Below are 19,079 nucleotides of genomic sequence, written 5' to 3'. Positions count from 1 at the left end.
AATCCTGCCCTTTGCGTGAAAATTCACTCAGATTCAAACATTTATCGGGTTTTCATTTACCTCATCTTAAGGGTTGAGATGGCCACCAGTGCGAGGATGATGGTGATGATCCAGAACCTCACGATGATCTTCGGCTCCGCCACCCCTTTGAGCTCGAAGTGGTGATGGATGGGGGCCATCCTGAAGATCCTCTTCCCGCGGTACTTGTAGGAACCGACCTGGAAGATGACTGAGAGCGCCTCCACCACGAAGACGCCGCCGACGATCACCAGGAGGATCTCCTGCTTGGTCAGGACCGCCAGCGTCCCGAGCGTCCCCCCTAAGGAGAGCGATCCGACGTCCCCCATGAAGACCTCGGCCGGATACGAGTTGTACCAGAGGAACCCGAGCCCGGCGCCGACCATGGCCCCGCAGAGGATGGCGAGCTCGCCGGAGCCGGGGACGTACGGTATCTGCAGGTAACCGGAAAGCTTGGCGTTACCGGCGATGTAGCCGAAGAGCATGTAGGTCGCCGCGTTGATGGCCACCGGGCCGATGGCCAGCCCGTCGAGGCCGTCGGTCAGGTTGACCGCGTTGGAGGCGCCGACGATGACCAGGGTCACGAAGGGGATGAAGAGGATCCCGAGATCGGGGTGGACCCGCTTGAAGAACGGGAGGTACAGCTCGGTCGAGAAGCCGGTCACCTTGAAGTAGGGGAGGCAGTAGAGCACGATCCCGACCAGGCCGGCCAGGATGATTTGCCAGAACATCTTCTGGCGGGGGGAGAGCCCCTTCGGGTTTTTCTCGACCACCTTCTTGTAGTCGTCCACGAACCCGAGGACGCCGTAGCCGGCGGTGATGAAGAGGGTGAGCCAGATGAAGTGGTTGGTCAGGTCCGCCCAGAGCAGGGTCGGCACCACGATGCAGACCAGGATCAGCACCCCGCCCATGGTGGGGGTTCCCTGTTTCTTCAGGTGGGATTCGGGGCCGTCGGTGCGGATGACCTGGCGGGCCTGGAGCTTCTCGAGCCGGCGGATCACCCAGGGACCGACGATGAAGGAAAGGACCAGCGCGGTGATCATGGCGTAGATGGTCCTGAAGGTCAGGTACTTGAAAACGTTGAAGAGTTTGGCGCTCGAGGCGAGCGGAACCAGCAGATGGTACAGCATTAGTGACGTCCCCCTTTCGCCTCGGCCAGCAGGGCCTCTTTGACCAGCTGGGCCGCCCGTTCCATGCGCATCCCGCGCGATCCCTTGAAGAGCACGCAGTCACCCGGCTCCACCCAGGCGGCCACTTCGCGGGCCACCTCCTCGTGGTCCTGACCGATCATGACGTGATCGGCGGGAAGGCCGGCATCGAGTGCCCCGCGGGCGACTTCCCCGGCCAGATCCCCCAGGAGATAGAGCCTCGCCACCGAGGCGGCGGCCAGCTTCCCGAGCTCGCGGTGGGCCTCCACGGTGCCGGTACCGAGCTCCAGCATGTCACCCAGCGCCGCCACGCAGCGCCCTCCCCCTTCCACCACCTCGTGGAGGGTCTTGAGCGCCGCCGCCATGGAGGCGGGGTTCGCGTTGTAGCTGTCGTTGATGAGGATCACCCCGGCGGTCTCCTCGAGCTGGAAGCGCTTGTCGTAGGGGGTGAACTCTTGCAGGCCGAGCTGTATTACGTCGCCGGAGACTCCGAGCGCCTGGGCGGCAGCAGCGGCAGCGAGGGCGTTGTAGATATTGTGGCGGCCGTAGGCGCGGAGACGGATCTCCTGCTCCTGCTCGCCGGGGAGGCGCAGCGTAAAGCTCTCACCCGCCTTGCCGAGGCTGGTGATGTTGGCGCTGCTGACCTCGGCGCCCCTCAAGCCGAAGGTCAGGCGGGTCACGTTCAGGTGGGTCGGGCACTTGGAGATGAGCGGATCGTCGACGTTGTAGACCGCGGTGGAGCCGGGCTTGAGCCTCAGGAAAAGCTCCCCCTTGGCCTTGGCCACCCCTTCCACGCTCCCCAGGGTCTCCAGGTGGGCAGGGAAGGCGTTGGTGATGATGCCGACGTCCGGGTCGGCGATCTCCGCCAGCCGGTCGATCTCCCCGAAGGCGCTCATGCCGAGCTCGACGACCGCCCAGCGCTCGCGCCCGGTGAGCCGCAGGAGGGTGAGCGGGAGGCCGATCAGGTTGTTGAGGTTTCCCTCGGTCTTAAGGCCCGGTCCGGTCTGGGAGAGGATGCAGGAGAGCATCTCCTTGGTGGTGGTCTTCCCGTTGGAGCCGGTCACCGCCACCATCTTGATCTTGAAGCGGCGGCGGTGGAAGGAGGCCAGATCCCCCAGCGCCCGCTCGGTGTTCTCGACCACGACGGCGGAAACGCCGGCCGGGAGGTCGTTGCCCTGTTTCCAGTGCTGGTCGACCAGCAAGACGGAAACGCCCTTCTCAGCCGCCCCTTGTACGAATTGGTGCCCATCGAAGCGCTCGCCTCGGAGCGCGATAAAAAGTTCACCCGCCGCCACCGCGCGAGAGTCGGTGGAAACGCCGGCCACCGTGACAGCGGGGTCTCCCACCATGCTGCCGCCGGTTGCCTCGGCTATCTCTTTAAGGGTGAAACTTGCCATGTTCGAATAATTCCCTTCTGGTCTGTTTTTGGTAGCGAGCGGTTCTCAACTTCAAACCCGCCCTCACCCGCCCTTCGGGCACCCTCTCCCCTGAAGGGGCGAGGGTATATTTACTTTCTCCCCTTCGGGGAAGTGCCCCCGTCAGGGGCGGTACCTGCTCATTCCTGTGTCCCCGTCAGGGGGGGGCGTCGATCTCCCCACTCACCGTTAGGGGGGGCGTCGATCTCCCCACTGCCGTTGAGGGATGTCGATCTCCCCTCGCCCCTTTAGGGGAGAGGGGCGGGGGTGAGGGAGATCTTACTTCTTCCTCAGCGCCTCGGCGGCCTCTTCCCGGTCGTCGAAGTGGTGCTTCACGGTGCCGACGATCTGGTAATCCTCGTGACCCTTGCCAGCCAGGAGGACGATGTCCCCGGCCTTGGCCACCCGGATGGCGAGCTCGATGGCATCGTGCCTGGACTCGATGGTCACGAATCCCTTCTCGGCGATACCGCCTGCCAACTCCTCCGGGCGGTACTCCCTGAGCTTCAGCGGCAGGATCCCGGCCTTCACGTCCTCGAGGATGGCGAAGGGATCTTCGGTGCGCGGGTTGTCCGAGGTGACGATGGCCAGGTCGCTGTAGCGGGCGGCGATCTCCCCCATCACCGGGCGCTTTCCCTTGTCGCGGTCGCCGCCGCAGCCAAAGAGGGTGATGATCCTGCCGGTTTTGAGCTCGGCCACGGTGGCCAGCACGTTCTCCAGGGCATCCCCGGTGTGGGCGTAATCGACCAGCACCGTGATCCCCTTGTCGTTTTCCACCCGTTCCAGGCGCCCGGGGACCTTCTTGTGCCCCTCGATCCCCGCCACGATGGCGGCATCCGGGAGATCCAGCGCGATGCCCGTCCCCACCGCGGATAGGATGTTGTAGAGGTTGAAGCGCCCGAGGAGATCCGAGGAGAGCTTGAGAATCCCGCGCGGAGTCTTCAGCTGGCAGCAGATGCCGTGTACGGTGAACTGGACGTCCTGGACGGCGATGTCACCTTCCGGGCCCGCCGAGTAGCCAAGGACGGGAGCGGACGCCTCTTCCTTGATCCGCCGCCCGTACGGGTCGTCCAGGTTGACCACCGCGCAGCGCTTGGGCTTAATATCGTCGGGAATGAGGAGATCGGTGAAGAGCCTCAGCTTGCTCCCGAAGTAGGATTCCATGTCCAGGTGGTAGTCGAGATGATCGCGGGTCAGGTTGCTGAAGACCGCCACGTCGAAGAGGCAGCCGTCGGCTCTACGCTGTTCGAGGCTGTGGGAGGAGACTTCCATCACCACCCCCTTCGCCCCCTCGTTCACCAGCTGGCGCAGCGTCTGCTGCAGATCGACGGATTCCGGCGTCGTGTTGGGAGCGGGGATCGAGACCTCGCCGAACCGGTAGCTGATGGTCCCCAGCACCGCCGGGGGATACCCCGCCGCCGCCAGGATCCCCTCCACCAGGTAGGTGGTGGTGGTCTTCCCGTTGGTCCCGGTGATCCCCACGGTCGGGACTCCCGCCGTCGGTATACCGTAGAAAACCGCCGCCATCAGCGACATGGCCCGCCGGGCGTCGGGGACCTCGATGAGGGTAGCCCCGGCAACGGCGCAGGGGCGGTCCGCCACAATGGCGACCGCCCCCCCCTTGACTGCAGCCTCGACGAACTGGCAACCGTCGATCTTAACTCCTTGCAGGGCAAAGAAAATCCCGCCTGGTCCGACCTGTCGCGAGTCGTAGTAGAGTCCCCCGATCTCGAGATCGGAGTTGCCGGTCACCCGGGCGCCCTCTACACAGCTGAGCAGTTGTGTCAGTTTCATCTCTATCTCCTTGGGTCAGGCCGACGGCACGAACCGGACCCAGACTTCTTCCTCGGTGGTGATGGGGCTTCCCGGTGCCGGGTGCTGCTCCACGGCCCGTCCGCTTCCCTGCAGTTTCACGTTGAGCCCCCGTTTCTCCATGACCCTCAGCACCTGGCGCATGCTCATCCCGCGGAAGTTGGGCATGGCCCCGGCCGGGGTCCCTTCGACGCTTCCCCCTTCGGAGACCTGGGGGGGATCGGGCTCCCGCACCTCCTTGGCCTCCACGGAGACCGGCTTCTTCTTGAAACCCTTCTCCGGCGGCACCCCCAGGTAGCAGAGCGTCTGCTGGGCGATGGCGCTGAAGGCCGGGGCGGCCACCACGCCGCCGTAGGGGCTGGTGGTCGGCTCATCCACCACCACCAGGATGGTGAGCTTCGGGTTGTCCACCGGCACGAACCCTACGAAGGATGCGGTCCGCTTCCTGGCCGAGTAGGCGTGGGATGCGTGGTCAACCTTCTGGGCGGTGCCGGTCTTCCCCGCCACCGAGTAGCCGTCCACCTGGGCGGCGGTGCCGGTCCCCCCTTCGTTCACGACCCCTTCCAGCATGTGGGCCACGACCTTGGCCGTGGCGGGGGAGATGACCTTCCTCTTGAGCTGAGGTCCGAACTGCTTCAGTACCTCGCCGTCGTCGTTGGTGATCCGCTCCACCAGGTAGGGCTTCATCAGGTTGCCGCCGTTGGCCACCGCCGAGACCGCCGTGGTGATCTGCAGCGCGGTGGCGGTCACCCCCTGCCCGAAGGAGATGGTCGCCAGGTCGATCGGGTACCACTTGGCCTGCGACCTGAGCACCCCGGCCGCCTCGCCGGGAAGGTCGACTTCGCTCCGCTCCCCGAACCCGAAGGCGGTCAGGGCGTCGTAGAGCCTTTGGGAGCCGAGCCGGCCGCCGATCTTGGCCGCCCCGATGTTACTCGAGTATTTGAGCACCTGCGCCACGCTGAGCGTGCTGTAGCTGTGGGTGTCGTGGATGGTCTTGCCGGCAAAGGCCCAGCTGCCGTTCTCGCAGTTGAAGGCGTCGCCCGGCCTGATCACGTGGCTTTCCAGCGCCGAGGCGACCAGGAAGATCTTGAAGGTCGAGCCCGGCTCGAAGCTGTCCGAGATGGCCCGGTTTCTCAGCGCATCCTGGCCGTACTTGGAGAAGGCGTTCGGGTTGAAGGTCGGGTAGTTGGCCATCGCCAGCACCCGCCCGGTGTCCGGCTCCATCACGATGGCGATCCCCGACTTGGCGCCGTTTTTCTCGACCGCCTTGGTGAGCTCCTTCTCCGCTATGTACTGGATATTCTTGTCGAGGGTGAGGACGACGTTGCTCCCTTTGGAGCCCTGTTTCCCCTTCTTGAGATCGATGTCCCGCCCCAGCGCGTCCCGCTCGGTCACCAGGTAACCGGTGTTCCCCAGGATGGTGGAATCGTACTTCTTCTCGATCCCCTCCAGACCGGTCGGGTCGACACCGGTAAAGCCTACCACAGCCGCCGCCACCTCGGAGTTCGGGTAGTAGCGTTTGGTCTCCTTCACGAAGCCGATGCCGTCGAGGTCGAGGTCCCTGATTCTTTTCGCCTGCTCGGGCGGGATCCTGCGGGCCAGCCAGACGAAGTTGCGGCTCGCCTTGAGTTTCGCCTCCAGCTCCGGCTCGGGGATGCCGAGGATGGGAGCGAGCTTGGCCGCCTCGTCCGGGAGGTTCTCCATGTCGCGGGTCTCGGCGTAGCAGGAGTCCATCTCCAATGAGACCGCCAACGGCGCATTGTTCCTGTCAAAGATCGCCCCGCGTCCCGGGGTGAGCTGCACGATCCTCTGATGCTGCTTCTCCGCGAGCTTCACCAGCTTGTCCTTCTGCAGCACCTGCAGAAAGAGGGCGCGCCCGGCGGTCAGTACGAAGAATACGACGAAAAGAGCGGCCACCGAGCGCATCCGCACCCTGGCCCATTTTTCGTGCTTCTCTATCACTTGACCACAACCACCTGCTGGTCGGTGGGGAGCGCCATGCCGAGCTGGCCTTTGGCGATCTCCTCGATCCTGGCAGGGGTCTTCAGGGAAGCGACTTCCACCTTCAACCGCTGGTTCTCCTGCTGCTGCTCCTTGAGAAGCCGGGCGGTATCGGAGATCTTAAGGTTGAGATCGATGACCTCGACCCTCGACCAGACGTGGAAGATGGAAACCAGGGTCAGGAGCACCATCACCGCGATGAGGTAGCGGAAACTGACCCAGTGGTCCCTGATTACGACCCCGGTTCTTACCGGTGCGGCTACTTTGCCGTATTCGACCTTGCTCTGTGCCATGATGAAATCCCTCTAGATGATCTTCTCGATTACTCTCAGTTTCGCGCTGCGCGACCTCGGGTTGCCCGCAACTTCCTTTTCACTCGCTTTAACCGGCTTGCCGGTCACCACCTTGCACTGCGGGACCTTTCCGCAGACGCAGATGGGAAGCTCTTTGGGGCAGGTGCAGCCGGTGGCGGCGGCCCGGAAGGACTCCTTGACGATCCTGTCCTCCAGCGAGTGGAAGGAGATCACCGCGCCCCGCCCCCCTTTCCTCAGGAGCTTCAAGAGGGCCGCCAGCCCTTCCTCGAGGCTCTTCAGTTCCTCGTTGACCGCGATCCGCAGCCCCTGGAAGGTCCTGGTCGCCGGGTGGAGCCGCTCCTCCCACTTGGCCTTCGGGATCGCCCCCTTGACGATGTCCACCAGCTCGAAGGTGGTCTCGATCGGGCGCTCGCCTCTGGCCTTGACGATGAAGGAGGCGATCCTCTTGGCCCAGCGCTCCTCCCCGTAGTCCGAGATGATGCGGGTGAGCTCCCCCTCGGAGAGCTCGTTGACCAGGTCGGCGGCGGTGGGGCCTTCCTCCCTGTTCATCCGCATGTCGAGCGGCGCGTCCTGCATGAAGCTGAATCCCCGCTCCTCGCGGTCCAGCTGGTGCGAGGATACCCCGAGGTCCAGCACGAAGCCGTCGATGGCCTCCACCCCGATTCCCGCCAGGGTCTCGGCGATGTCGGCGAAGTTCCTCTGGAAGATCCGGACCCGCCCGCCGAAGGGGGCGAGCCTCTCGGTGGCCGCCGCGATCGCCTCGGCGTCCCGGTCGAACCCCAAAAGCACCCCGTCGGGGGAGCTGGCGGTCAGGATCAGCCCGGCGTGCCCGGCGCCCCCCAGCGTCCCGTCCACGTAGATCCCGCCGGAGCGGGGGGAGAGCGCCCGGAGTACCTCGTCGGGCATGACCGAGATGTGGTGGAAGTCCACCATCTAGAGCCCCAGCCCGGCGAGCGCCGCGGAGTCGGTCGGGAAGTTCTGCTCGTCCTGCTCGCAGACCTTGGTCCAGACGGCCTGGCTGTAGATGTCGATCTTGGTCTGCATCCCGACGAAGTGGATGTCGCGCTCGAGCTGGGCGGTCTTCCGGAGATCCGAGGGGACCAGGAGCCTGCCGAGCTTGTCGGCGGTGCACTCGACGGCGGGGACCAGGATCATCCTCCGGACGGCGGCCAGTTCAGCCACGCTTAAACCGAGCGAGGTGCCGTCTTTCAACTTCTCCTCGATGGCCAGGAATTCATGGTAGGGGTAGATGGCCAGACCGTAGCAGACCTCCCCGTTGCCAAGCCGAACCGGACTCGACTTGGTGAGGAAGAAACGCTCGTCGCCGAAGGTATCCACCAGAACCTCGCGAAACTTCGCGGGAATGCTGGTGCGCCCCTTGGCGTCGATGGTCGTGTCGAACTTCCCTCTGAACATGATTTCCCCGGCACCCGTTGCCACTTTATACCACTTTATACCACCGTCGGCTGAATCATACGGGAGGGATAGAGTGATGTCAAGGCAAAATTGTCACGAAAAAGTGATCTTTTCCGAAGATTTTCCAAGGGTTTAAATGAGAGAGCCGCCGAGGGGGGACGAGGTGGTAAAAAGGGGCAACGGGAACGGGGGCGCGGCCCGAAAACAGGTGGGCAGGGGAGTTCGAAACTGCCGCACGGGGAGGTAACGAGGGGGTGTGTCTTTGGGCGAGCCCCTTCCCCGGGGGGGGAAGGGACGGGTCCTGCAGAGGGAACTTCGGGTTAGCGAGGCTACTTTTTACGGTCGAAGAGGGAGACCACCTTGCCACCCTTCTTGGGGGCGTCCCCGCCTTTCTCCACCGGGGCCACCGGAGAGGGGGGCTCGGGCGGAACCACTAATTCCAGCATGATCGGGGTATTCCCCATGGTGAAGGGGGCGCCGTTCACCTGGCTTTCGTCGAGGATCCAGGTATAGACCTGGAGCGGCACGGTGAGGACCAGCAGTTTGACCTTCCACCACCCCGGCTTGACGTCGGGCGAGATGTCCTCGATTCTGGCGTAGAAGGCGGGCTTATTGTCGATGTGCGCGAGCACGAGGTCGTTGATGGTTGCCATGAAGTTGGATTTCCTCTCGAGTTGTCGTTGCCCGTCAGGGCTCCCCGTTCAGGAGGGGACCGTCCATCGAGGCGGGCGGGAAGAGCGCACGCAGTTCCGCGTAGACCCCCTTCAACTGCTGCTCGAGGCGGTAGAATTCCGAAACCGACTCCTCGGGGAGCTGGTCCTCGATCACTTCGCAGTTGAAGGTGATGCAGTTGAAGGGGCGGTACCCCGGGGGCATGAGACAGCCGGCGGTGGTGAGGTAGGGACAACGGGGACTGTCGAAGCGCGGTGTGAAGATCGGCTTGGCGGTCACCAGGTACACCAGGAGATCGACCTTGGTGAAATGGAGCCTGCCGGTCACGCAGCAGGCACCGTCGCAGGCGGCGCAGTGCCGCTCGGCGTTGGCCCGGGAGGCGATATCCTGCAGCGCCTCCTTGCACTCGATCATCTCCTGGCACAGGTTTCCTACCCGCTCCCGGTCCTGGATCGGAAGCATCACCCAGACAGCCGCCACCTTGCGGAGTCCGTCCTGCCATTCTTTCTGAAGGCTCATGGAGCCAGCCTCCTGTGTATCTGCGCAAAAAAGCCATCCAGGCCGCGAAGCCTTGATGGCGTCTTGTTGCCGTTTTACTGCAAAAATTGGCCGAAGCAGCCCGTAAGCCGGGTTCTGTTCCCGCGGCAGGTTACCCCGGCGCGGGCGATGGTCATTCATCTAGGAGCGCCGTTACCGACGCCCTCAAGCAACCAACCCGGAAGCACGGACGGGCCGCCCTTAACGCTTCCCTATTTGGTCTTGCTCCTGGTGGGGTTTACCTGGCATCCGGCGTCACCGCCGGACCCGGTGAGCTCTTACCTCACCCTTTCACCCTTACCCACCTTCGCTTAACGCCTCGCATAGCGAGGCAGCTTCGGTGGGCGGACTTCTCTCTGTGGCACTATCCCTGGGGTTGCCCCCGCTGGACGTTATCCAGCACCCTGCCCTATGGAGCCCGGACTTTCCTCCCTCCCCCTTCGCTGGACGCCTCGCGAGGCGAGGCAGCTACGGGGGACGGCGGCCATCTGGTCTGCTTCGGCCAAAACGATAACTGCGTGAAGCACGTTCTACGTTCTACGTTAACGGCTCACCGGACTCAACGAGTCCGCCCTATGTCTATGCCCCGCCCTGCGCCCGGATGATGCACCACGAGTGCGCCGAGTCCTCAGAGTTCCAACCTAGAACCTAGAACCTAGAACCTAGAACCTAGAACCTAGAACCTAGAACCTAGAACCTAGAACATAGAACATAGAACATAGAACTTGTTTGTTAATCCAGCTCCTGCTTCATGATCAGGATCCGCTGGCAGTGCGGGCAGGTGATCACGTCGTCGGCGCGGAAAAGGGTGTTGTAGAGCTGCGGCGGAAGGTGCATGTTGCACCCCATGCAATTCCCTTCCCTCGCCTCGACCACGGCCACGCCGCGGCGCTGGTCGCGAAGCCTCGAATAGCGCTTCATCACCGAGGCCGGGAGGATCTTGACGGTCTCCTCACGGGTAACCGCGTCGGCGGCGATGCCGGTCTCCAGCGCGGTTACCTTGGCCTGCAGCTCGGCCTGCTGGGTAGCCACGTTGGCCTCGAGCTCCTGGAGATCGGACTCCCTTTTCGCGATGTCGGCAGCGATCTCTTCCAGGGCGTTGATCTTCTGAAGGATCTGGTCCTCGAGCTCGGCGATCATCTTCTTGGCGCCGGAGATCTCCTTGGAGACCGCCTGGTACTCCTTCTGGGTCTTGATCTCCTTCTGGTGGGACTCCGACCGGGTGATGTTCTCGTTCTCGGCAGCGAGGCTCGCGTCGAGCGCCGCCTTCTCGGCTGCCACCGTCTCGGACTCCTCGCGGCGGGCCGCGATTCGCTCCCGCGCCTCGGCGAGCTTGGCTTCCAGGGCCTGCGCCTCGGCAAGGAGCTGCCCTTTTTCGCTGTCCAGACCGTCGATCCTCAGATCGATCTCCTGCAATTCGTATAACGACTTCAGCTTGTTACGCAAAATCTGCCTCCCCAACACCTCTATGGTTGATGCCCGACGGGTTTACCAGAAACTGAAAGGCTCCCGCTCGTGCTTGTACTCGATCACTTCCGTCTCATACTTCCTTGCCGCCAGGACCTCCCGCAAGGTGGCGGCCAACCCTTCCACCATGGGATGTTCGGTGGCGAAATGCCCGGCGTCGAGCACCGCGATGCCGAGCGCCTCGGCCTCGCGCGCCTCGTGGTACTTCAGATCGCCCGTCACCAGGACGTCGGCCCCCTTGCGGGCCGCTTCGTGGACGAGGAACGCCCCGCTGCCGCCGCAAAGGGCGACCTTCTTAACCGGACGCTCGCTTCCCCCCACCAGCCGCACCCCGGCCGCCCCGAGCGCCTCCTTGACCCGGCAGGCGAAGAGCCCGGCGGTCACCGGCTCGGCGAGCAGGCCGATCCTCCCGATCCCCCGCGCCGGGCCGCGCGCGAGCACCGGGTAGAGATCGAAAGCGGGCTCCTCGTACGGGTGCACCTTCCTGAGCGCAGTCATGGCCGCCCCGGTCACTTCCCTGGGGAGCAGGAACTCGAGCCGGCTCTCCTTCTCCCGGTGCAGCGCGCCGATCTCCCCCACGAAGGGGTTGGCGCCTTCCAGCGCCCGGAAGCGGCCGACGCCGTCTCCCTGGAAGGAGCAGTCGCGGTAGTTGCCAATGGGGGCCATGAAACGGGAGAGCCCCTCGAGGACCTTCTCCTCGTAACCGTGGGGAACGAAGACGGCCATCTTCACCAGCTCCTGGGAACCGGTGATCTTGAGCGGGGCCACCTCGGAGAGGCCGAGACGGCCGGCCAGGAGGTCGTTCACGCCGCCCGAGGCGATATCGTAATTGGTGTGCAGGGAGATGATGGCCAGATCGTTCTTGATGGCCGCTATGGTCAGCCGCCCGACCTCGTCGGCGGTGGAGATCTTCTTGAGGGGGGTGAAGATGAAGGGGTGGTGGGTGATCAGCAGCTGGCAGCCGGCCTCTATCGCGGCCTCGACTGCGGGGGGGCCGGGGTCCAGCGCCACCATGAGCCGGGAGACCTGCCGGACCGGGTCCCCGAGCTGCAGCCCCACGTTATCCCAGGACTCCGCATACTCCGCGGGAGCGATTTTACTAGTTATTCCGAGCAGATCCGATATTCTAGGAGTAATCATCGCGCACAAAAGAAAAAGAGTGCAACCGCTTGGTGTGCACTCTCTCTCTCCACTTTGAGTTTATTCTTTCGTCTGACCAGGTGCTTTAAGGGCATCCCCACATCATCCTAATTGTTGAGGGTGGTGGGCCCACCAGGACTCGAACCTGGGACCGACCGGTTATGAGCCGGTAGCTCTAACCAACTGAGCTATAGGCCCGAAAAGCGAAATTTAACTATAGGTTAAAAGATAAGCAGTGTCAAGGTTCTATTTTAATGTTTCCACCCCGAGCAGCCACGTACAGAGAGGAAAAGGGGACTGGCTCCGCTAGGTGCCTGTCCCCCTCCGTGAAACTAATCTCCGCCCCCCAAGCCTTGACACATTTAACAGTGCCAGCTCGCATCGCGCCAATTACGGACGTTCCCTCCCCTTCAAGGGGAGGCTGGGGTCAATACATCTCGTACTTCAACAGCCGGCACTCGATCGGCCCGTTGAAGAGCACGATCCTCCGCGCCGCCTTCAACCCCACCCCCTTGGCGAGCTCCAGGTTACCGGTGAATACATAGGCCGTGTACCCCTTGCAGCGCTGCTTCAGGACGTCGCCGATCTCCTTGTAGAGGGGCCTTAGCGCCTCCTCCTCGCCGAGCCTCTTTCCGTAGGGGGGGTTCATCACGATCACCCCCGGCCCCGGAGGGGGGATCAACTCACCCACCGCACCCCGCCCGATGGTGATCGCCTTCCCCACCCCCGCCCGCCCGGCGTTCTCGTGCGCCATGGCGATGGCCGAGTGCGAGATGTCCGAAGCCACCACCGGCGCCAGCAGGCCGGAGAGGATCCCCTGCCTCGCCTCCTTGGCGAGAGCCGTCCAGAGCGAACGGTCGTAGCCGGGCCAGCGCTGGAATCCGAAGGTGGTCCGCAAAAGCCCCGGAGGGATGCGAAGCGCCTTCATGGCCGCCTCGATGGCGATGGTCCCGGTCCCGCACATGGGGTCGACGAAGGGAACGCTCCCGTCCCAGCCGGTCATCTCCACCAGAGCTGCGGCCAGGTTCTCCTTGAGCGGCGCCTCGTGCTTGTCCAGCCGGTAGCCCCGCCGGTCCAAGGGCGCCCCCGAGCAGTCGAGGCTGAGATAGCAGCGATTTCTGAAGAGCCGCACGTTGACCCGCAGATCGGGATCGCGCGTGTCCACGCTCGGGCGGCTCCCGAAGCGGTCCCGCATGGTGTCGACGATGGCGTCCTTGGTCTTCAGGGCCACGAACCCGGAATGGGTCATGGCGCAGTCCCTCAGGGTGCAATCGACCGCCAGCGTCATCTCGGTGGTGAGGTAACGGGGCCAGGAGACGCTCCGCACCCCCTGGTAGAGCTGCTCGGGAGTCTCGCACGGGAACTCGGCGAGCGGCATCAGCACCCGGCTCGCGGTCCGCAGCCAGAGGTTCGCCTTGTAGGCGGCCGGCATCCCTCCGCCAAAGCGCACCCCCCCGCTTTCGACGGAAACATCCTCGATCGAAAGCCGGGTCAGTTCGGCGGCCAGTACCTCTTCCACCCCCTTGGCGGTGGTGGCGAAAAAATGGTCGGTGGTCATAGAAAAATCCAGGGAAGCTGATTAGCAAAGGGTTCTTGCCTTGCTCATGAGGACTATACACTCCCCCGACCGGGACGCGCAACGCTAAAAGCCCCCTCGCCCATCGGGAACCCGCCGCTTCTCCCCCCCGAAAGCCCAGCAGTGACGCGAAAATTTCCCCTCCCGTCACTTGATAACCATCCCGTTCATGATAAACATTGCAGTGGTGTAAACCCAGGTGAAGGGGAGCCGACATGAATATTCATGAGTACCAGGCCAAGGAGATCCTCCAGTCGTATTCCATCCCCGTCCCGCGCGGCCGGGTGGCGCTCACCTCCGACCAGGTGGAACGGGCGGCCAAGGAGCTCGGCGGCCATTGCGTGGTTAAGGCGCAGATCTATGCGGGTGGCCGCGGCAAGGCGGGGGGCGTCAAGGTGGTGCACCACCCCGAACAGGCCCAGGAGCTCGGCAAGGAGCTCTTCGGGAAGCGGCTGGTCACCCCGCAGACCGGCCCGGAGGGGCTCAAGGTCCGGAGGATCCTGGTGGAGGAGGCGGTCGACATCGCCCGCGAGTTCTATCTCTCCATCACGCTGGACCGGGCCACCTCCCGCTACTGCCTGATCGCCAGCGCGGAGGGTGGGGTCGAGATCGAAGAGGTCGCCCGCCGCAGCCCCGAGAAGATCAACATGTTCACCATCGACCCGACCACGGGTCTGCGCCCCTACCAGGCGAGGAAACTGGCCCTGAAGCTCGGGCTGACCGGGAGCATCTGCGAGGACTGCGTCCAGCTCATGCTGAATCTGTACCGTCTCTGCCTGGAGAAGGACTGCTTCCTGGTGGAGATCAACCCCCTGGTGGTGACCCGGGCCGGCTGGCTCCTCGCCATGGACGCCAAGGTGAGCTTCGACGACAACGCCATCTTCCGCCACCACGAGTACCCGGACATGATGGACTACTCGCAGCTCGACACCCTGGAGATCAACGCCGGCAAGTACGACCTCTCCTACATCAAGCTGCAGGGGTCGATCGGCTGCATGGTGAACGGCGCCGGGCTTGCCATGGCGACCCTCGACGTCCTCAAGGAGTTCGGCGGCGAGCCGGCCAACTTCCTCGACGTCGGCGGCGGAGCCACCCGCGAGAAGGTTGCCGAGGCCTTCAAGATCATCCTGGAAGACGACGACGCCAAGGGGGTCTTCGTCAACATCTTCGGGGGGATCATGCGCTGCGACGTCATCGCCCAGGGGATCATCGAGGCGGCCGCCGAGATGAACTGCACGCTCCCCATCGTGGTCCGCATGGACGGAAGCCAGGTCGAGGAGGGGAAGAGGCTTTTGGCCGAATCTGGGTTGAACGTGCAGACCGCCGACAACCTCGGCGACGGGGCCTCCAAGATCGTGGCCATGCTGGGGAGCTGACCGCCGGCCACGCGTCAGGCGATGGTCAGCGTAGATAGATCGAAAGCCTGGCCCGGGAGACAACTGACCGCCCCGTGTAGAACAGCGTGAGAGCGGTCCCCTCCCCTTCAAGGGGAGGGACAGGGTGAGGATGGGGGGTTACCGCCAAGGAGGGTTTAATGTCCATACTGCTCAACAGCGAGTCGCGGGTGGTGGTCCAGGGGATCACCGGAAGAAGCGGCCTTTTCCATACCCAGCAGTGCCGCGACTACGGCACCAACATCGTGGCGGGGGTCACCCCCGGCAAGGGGGGGATCCACATCGAGGGGATCCCGGTCTTCAACACGGTGGAGGAGGCGGTCCGCTACACCAAGGCCGACGTCTCCATGATCTTCGTCCCTCCCCCGGGGGCGGCCGACGCCATCCTGGAGGCCTGCGACGCCGGGCTCCAGCTCGCGGTCTGCATCACCGAGGGGATCCCGGTCCGGGACATGGTGCTCGCCCGCCAGGTCCAGGAGAAGAGCAAGACGCTCCTGGTCGGCCCCAACTGCCCGGGGGTGATCACCCCGGGACAGTGCAAGGTCGGCATCATGCCGGGTTACATCCACAAGCCCGGGAGGATCGGGGTGGTCTCCCGCTCGGGCACCCTCACCTACGAGGCGGTCAAGCAGCTCTCGGACGTGGGTCTCGGACAGTCAACCTGCGTGGGGATCGGGGGGGACCCGATCATCGGCATGAACTTCATCGACGTCCTCAAGCGCTTCAACGAGGACCCCAACACCGACGGGGTCTTCATGATCGGGGAGATCGGCGGGGGCGCAGAGGAGGAGGCGGCGTACTGGATCAAGAAGCACATGAAGAAGCCGGTGGGAGCCTTCATCGCCGGCGTCACCGCGCCTCCCGGCAAGAGGATGGGACACGCCGGCGCCATCATAACCGGCGGCAAGGGGAAGGCCGAAGACAAGATACGGACCCTCACCGAGTGCGGCGTGGCGGTCTCTCCGAGCCCGACCAGGATGGGAAGCACCATGCTCGAGCTCATGAAGGGGGGCGCGCCGAACCCGTGAGAGGGGGACCGCCGCGAGTAACCGGGGGGGGCGCCTGACGGAGCCGCCCCCCGTTTAGCGGGTCACATGAACAGGAAGAAGCCGTTCAAGAACTGGACGATGCCGTAGGCGCCGATGGTGATACCGATCACCCAGACGTACTTCTTCTTGATGAGCGCGGCGATCGACGAGAGCAGGATGGCGATCTGCAGGAAGATGACGGCCACGCCGAAGACCTTGCTGTGCTTCGACGCATCGTCCCTGATGCCCTCGAGCTTCTTGGCATCCGCCAGGATCTTGGCCTTTTCCCCCTCGTACTTGGCTATCTTGGCCGCGTAGCCGTCGATCTTGGCTTGATACTGCTGGGCCAGCGCCGGAGGGACCTTCCCCCCCTGCATCTTCAACTGCATCTCCATCTGGTCCCTCTGCATCTCATAGAGGTACCCCTTGATGCTCTTGGACTGGTAGAAGGCCCACTGGTCGGAGGCCTGGGTCTGACTCAACACGGAGCGGGTCGAGAAACCTCCTCCTTTGAATGTCGCCAAGGTGGCACAGACAGCAAGGATGATAGTGGTCAGTGCCATCCAGTTCAGCCACCGTTCTTTCTTTTCTTCCGCCATATATACCTCCTCGTGAAAGTGTGGTGAATTATACACAAACTCCCGTCACTGGAAAAGACATTGCCCGGCTCAGAGTACAAACGAACTAGGGGAAATTGCATCAATGTCCGTCCGTGATAATGTTATACCTTACCATCTCGTTATCCATGCACTCCTCCCGGAGCCGGAAGGGCACCCTAGTGAGGAACGCGCTCAGGAACGAAGGCGCGTGGGGGACCGCCCATTGACCACGGCCGGAGAGAAGCACGCGGACAGGGAGAAAGTGGCAATGGAAACGCAGCTCAGGGTGCTGATCGTCGAGGACGACCCGAATGATGCCCGGCTGGTGGTGAGGGAGCTCGAACAAGGCGGATACCGGGTCAAACAAGAAACGGTCGCCTCCGCCGACGAGCTTTCCCGGGCCCTCCTCAGCTCCTGGGACCTCGTCGTCTGCGACTTCTCCCTCCCTGGCTTCAGCGGCATGGAGGCACTCCGCATGGTTCGCGACCGGGGAGGCGACCAGCCGTTCATCATGGTCTCCGGCAAGGTCGGCGAGGAGGCGGTGGCCGACGCCATCCGTGCCGGCGCCGACGACTTCGTCCTCAAGGACCGCCTGGTCCGCCTGGTCCCCGTGGTGAAAAAGGAGCTCGCCGAGGCCGCCCGCCGCGAAGAGCACCGCCGCGCCGACAAGGAACTCCGCGACAAGCTGGAGTTCATCCAGGTCCTGATCGACACCCTCCCCACCCCCATCTTCTACAACGATCCCAACGGCCATTACCTGGGGTGCAACCGCGCCTTCGAGGAGCAGCTCGGCGTGAAGCGCGGGGAGATCATCAACAAGTCCGTCTACGAGATCCTCCCCCCCGACCTCGCCAAGCACTACTCGCGCGGCGAGCAGGAAATGGTGCCCGGCCAGGGGCCCAAGTCTTTCGAAGGAACCATCACCTGCGCAAGCGGCGAAAACCGCGACGTCATCTTCTACAGTGCCGTCTTCAACACCTCGGACAGTTCGGTGGGGGGAATGGTCGGGGCGCTGCTGGACATCTCGGAGCGCAAGCGCTCTGAGACGAGACTTCGCTACCTGAGCACCCACGACATGCTGACCGGCATCTACAACCGCGCCTATTTCGACGAGGAGCTCGACCGGCTCAAGAAAGGGAGGAAGTTCCCGGTCAGCATCGTGATGGCCGACGTGGACCGCCTGAAGGAAACCAACGACCAACTGGGGCACGCGGCGGGGGATGAGCTTCTCAAGCAGACGGCCGAGGTCTTCAAGGGGGCCTTCCGGAAGGAGGACGTGGCGGCCAGGATCGGGGGGGACGAGTTTGCCGCCCTGCTCCCCAACACCGACGAAACGGCGCTGAAGGAGGCGATGGAAAGGCTCCAGCAGCATCTCGCCTTAAGCAACGCAGAACACGGCGGGCTCCCCTTGAGCCTCTCCATCGGTGCCGCCACCGCCCACAGCGGCAACGAGCTCTCCACCGCCTGGCGCATAGCCGATCAGCGGATGTACCGCCAAAAGAAAGGGCGCCGAGGCAAAAATGCCGTTCCGCGCCCTCACGATCAACTCGAACTCAACACCGGCCCTACCAGCCAGTCCTGATTAGTCCATCCCTTCGTTTAATTCATCCAGCTATCAATTCGACCTGCCCTCCCCCTCTCACTTTGAGTGGAGCAGGATCTCCGCATAACCTCGCCCTTTACGGAAGAGGGGAGAACTCCGTATCCCTCTCCCCTGAAGGGGCGAGGGTACAGGGGGAATAGCCTTCGGCTTAAGGGGCGAGGGCAAACCGCCTACTTCCCGTGCGAGGTGTAGCTGGCGAACTTGGCCGCGGTCTTCACCGCTTCCTTGTGGTACTCGCTGTTCGGGAACTGGGTGGCCAGCTGAGAGAAGACCAGGTCGGCCTTCTCGCGATTTCCCTCATCGAGGTACCCCTTCCCCAGAAGGTACAGAGTCCGGTCCAGCTTGAGAGACTTCGGGAAGTGCTGCACCGCGTCGGAGAGACGTTTTATCCCCGCGGCGTTCTTGCCGGTGCGGAGATAGAAATTGCCGACGTAGGTCTCGTACTCGAGCTGCTTGTTCCGGCAGTCCGCGAGCTTCTCCCGCACCTCGGGAGCATACTCGGAGTCCGGGTACTGCCTAAGGAAACTCTCGAGGGTGATCACCGCGTTCTTGACCGGCGTCTGGTCGGTGTCGATCCCGGTGATCTGGTGGTAGTGGCTCAGCGCCGCCCGGTAGAGGGCGTAGGGAGCCTTCGGGTTGGTCGGGTGGAGCTTGCGGAAATCCTCGTAGGCGGCGGCCGCCTCGATGTAAGACTCGTTGGCGTAATGGGCGTCGGCAATCTTCAGCTCCGCCTTGGCGGTAAGCTCCGGCGAACTGTAGGCTTCCTTGACCTTCTTGTAGGCGGTAACGGCCTCTTCGTAGTTGCGCCTGGCGTAGGCAGCCTCCGCCTCCTGGTAGTACTGGTCGGCACTTTTCACCGGCTTGGGGGCCGATGAACAGGAGGCGAGAACGGTTACCAGGGAGAAAAGTGCCAGGTAGCTCACGATTCGCAAGGACATG

The 19,079-nt window shown here is 63.6% G+C and carries 17 protein-coding genes, 1 tRNA gene and 1 other RNA gene; 3 read left to right on the top strand and 16 right to left on the bottom strand.

Going from position 1 to position 19,079, the window contains the following annotated elements; translation table 11 throughout:
• Positions 1-56: 56 nt before the first annotated feature.
• From mraY to ACYVL5_RS15325, 14 genes are all read right to left on the bottom strand, one after another.
• The gene (gene mraY / locus ACYVL5_RS15390) at positions 57-1,148 is read right to left on the bottom strand and encodes a phospho-N-acetylmuramoyl-pentapeptide-transferase (protein ID WP_460596463.1); all 1,092 of its coding nucleotides are present in this window, start codon (positions 1,146-1,148) and stop codon (positions 57-59) included.
• Complete coding sequence (locus tag ACYVL5_RS15385; protein WP_460596462.1) at positions 1,148-2,563, bottom strand: UDP-N-acetylmuramoyl-tripeptide--D-alanyl-D-alanine ligase; 1,416 nt, start codon at positions 2,561-2,563, stop codon at positions 1,148-1,150. The genes mraY and ACYVL5_RS15385 overlap by 1 nt, the downstream gene beginning before the upstream one ends.
• Before the next feature lie 297 nt (positions 2,564-2,860).
• Positions 2,861-4,375: a Mur ligase family protein gene (locus ACYVL5_RS15380; RefSeq protein WP_460596461.1), complete on the bottom strand. Its 1,515-nt coding sequence runs from the start codon at positions 4,373-4,375 to the stop codon at positions 2,861-2,863.
• 15 nt (positions 4,376-4,390) lie between these two features.
• On the bottom strand, positions 4,391-6,355 hold the full coding sequence (locus tag ACYVL5_RS15375) for a penicillin-binding protein (RefSeq protein WP_460596460.1): 1,965 nt from the start codon (positions 6,353-6,355) through the stop codon (positions 4,391-4,393).
• Positions 6,352-6,687 carry a cell division protein FtsL gene (gene ftsL / locus ACYVL5_RS15370; protein ID WP_460596459.1) on the bottom strand — a complete coding sequence of 112 codons (336 nt, stop codon included), beginning with the start codon at positions 6,685-6,687 and terminating at the stop codon, positions 6,352-6,354. The genes ACYVL5_RS15375 and ftsL overlap by 4 nt, the downstream gene beginning before the upstream one ends.
• A 12-nt stretch (positions 6,688-6,699) precedes the next feature.
• Entirely contained in the window at positions 6,700-7,641 is a 942-nt protein-coding gene (gene rsmH / locus ACYVL5_RS15365) for a 16S rRNA (cytosine(1402)-N(4))-methyltransferase (protein WP_460596458.1), read from the bottom strand.
• Positions 7,642-8,124, bottom strand: a complete 483-nt coding sequence (gene mraZ / locus ACYVL5_RS15360) for a division/cell wall cluster transcriptional repressor MraZ (protein ID WP_460596457.1) — start codon at positions 8,122-8,124, stop codon at positions 7,642-7,644.
• 329 nt (positions 8,125-8,453) lie between these two features.
• Positions 8,454-8,777, bottom strand: a complete 324-nt coding sequence (locus ACYVL5_RS15355) for a hypothetical protein (protein ID WP_460596456.1) — start codon at positions 8,775-8,777, stop codon at positions 8,454-8,456.
• Between the two features lie 34 nt (positions 8,778-8,811).
• The gene (locus ACYVL5_RS15350; protein WP_460596455.1) at positions 8,812-9,315 is read right to left on the bottom strand and encodes a hypothetical protein; all 504 of its coding nucleotides are present in this window, start codon (positions 9,313-9,315) and stop codon (positions 8,812-8,814) included.
• An 88-nt stretch (positions 9,316-9,403) separates the two neighbouring features.
• An RNA gene (gene rnpB, locus ACYVL5_RS15345) (RNase P RNA component class A) lies at positions 9,404-9,833 on the bottom strand.
• A 232-nt stretch (positions 9,834-10,065) separates the two neighbouring features.
• Positions 10,066-10,779: a zinc ribbon domain-containing protein gene (locus tag ACYVL5_RS15340; RefSeq protein WP_460596454.1), complete on the bottom strand. Its 714-nt coding sequence runs from the start codon at positions 10,777-10,779 to the stop codon at positions 10,066-10,068.
• Positions 10,780-10,821: 42 nt separating this feature from the next.
• Entirely contained in the window at positions 10,822-11,940 is a 1,119-nt protein-coding gene (locus tag ACYVL5_RS15335) for a Nif3-like dinuclear metal center hexameric protein (protein WP_460596453.1), read from the bottom strand.
• A gap of 121 nt (positions 11,941-12,061) precedes the next feature.
• Positions 12,062-12,138 (bottom strand) — tRNA-Ile (locus ACYVL5_RS15330).
• A 229-nt stretch (positions 12,139-12,367) separates the two neighbouring features.
• Positions 12,368-13,498, bottom strand: coding sequence for a THUMP domain-containing class I SAM-dependent RNA methyltransferase (locus ACYVL5_RS15325; RefSeq protein ID WP_460596452.1), 1,131 nt, complete (start codon positions 13,496-13,498; stop codon positions 12,368-12,370).
• 233 nt (positions 13,499-13,731) lie between these two features.
• Between ACYVL5_RS15325 and sucC the strand changes: the two genes are divergently transcribed.
• Positions 13,732-14,892 (top strand): succinate--CoA ligase subunit beta, encoded by a 1,161-nt coding sequence (gene sucC / locus ACYVL5_RS15320; RefSeq protein ID WP_460596451.1) that lies wholly within the window; start codon positions 13,732-13,734, stop codon positions 14,890-14,892.
• Between the two features lie 158 nt (positions 14,893-15,050).
• Positions 15,051-15,938, top strand: coding sequence for a succinate--CoA ligase subunit alpha (gene sucD, locus ACYVL5_RS15315; RefSeq protein WP_460596450.1), 888 nt, complete (start codon positions 15,051-15,053; stop codon positions 15,936-15,938).
• A 62-nt stretch (positions 15,939-16,000) separates the two neighbouring features.
• Here sucD and ACYVL5_RS15310 read toward each other — a convergent pair whose 3' ends face one another.
• Positions 16,001-16,537: a DUF4337 domain-containing protein gene (locus tag ACYVL5_RS15310; protein WP_460596449.1), complete on the bottom strand. Its 537-nt coding sequence runs from the start codon at positions 16,535-16,537 to the stop codon at positions 16,001-16,003.
• Between the two features lie 268 nt (positions 16,538-16,805).
• Between ACYVL5_RS15310 and ACYVL5_RS15305 the strand changes: the two genes are divergently transcribed.
• Positions 16,806-18,119, top strand: coding sequence for a sensor domain-containing diguanylate cyclase (locus tag ACYVL5_RS15305; RefSeq protein ID WP_460596448.1), 1,314 nt, complete (start codon positions 16,806-16,808; stop codon positions 18,117-18,119).
• A gap of 191 nt (positions 18,120-18,310) precedes the next feature.
• Here the strand turns inward: ACYVL5_RS15305 and ACYVL5_RS15300 are convergent, their stop codons facing one another.
• Positions 18,311-19,078, bottom strand: coding sequence for an outer membrane protein assembly factor BamD (locus tag ACYVL5_RS15300; protein ID WP_460596447.1), 768 nt, complete (start codon positions 19,076-19,078; stop codon positions 18,311-18,313).
• Position 19,079 lies beyond the last annotated feature (1 nt).

The organism is Geomonas sp. Red276 (assembly GCF_054784495.1).
Note: the sequence above shows the minus strand (reverse complement) of the source record. Positions and strands in the feature narration are given on the sequence as shown.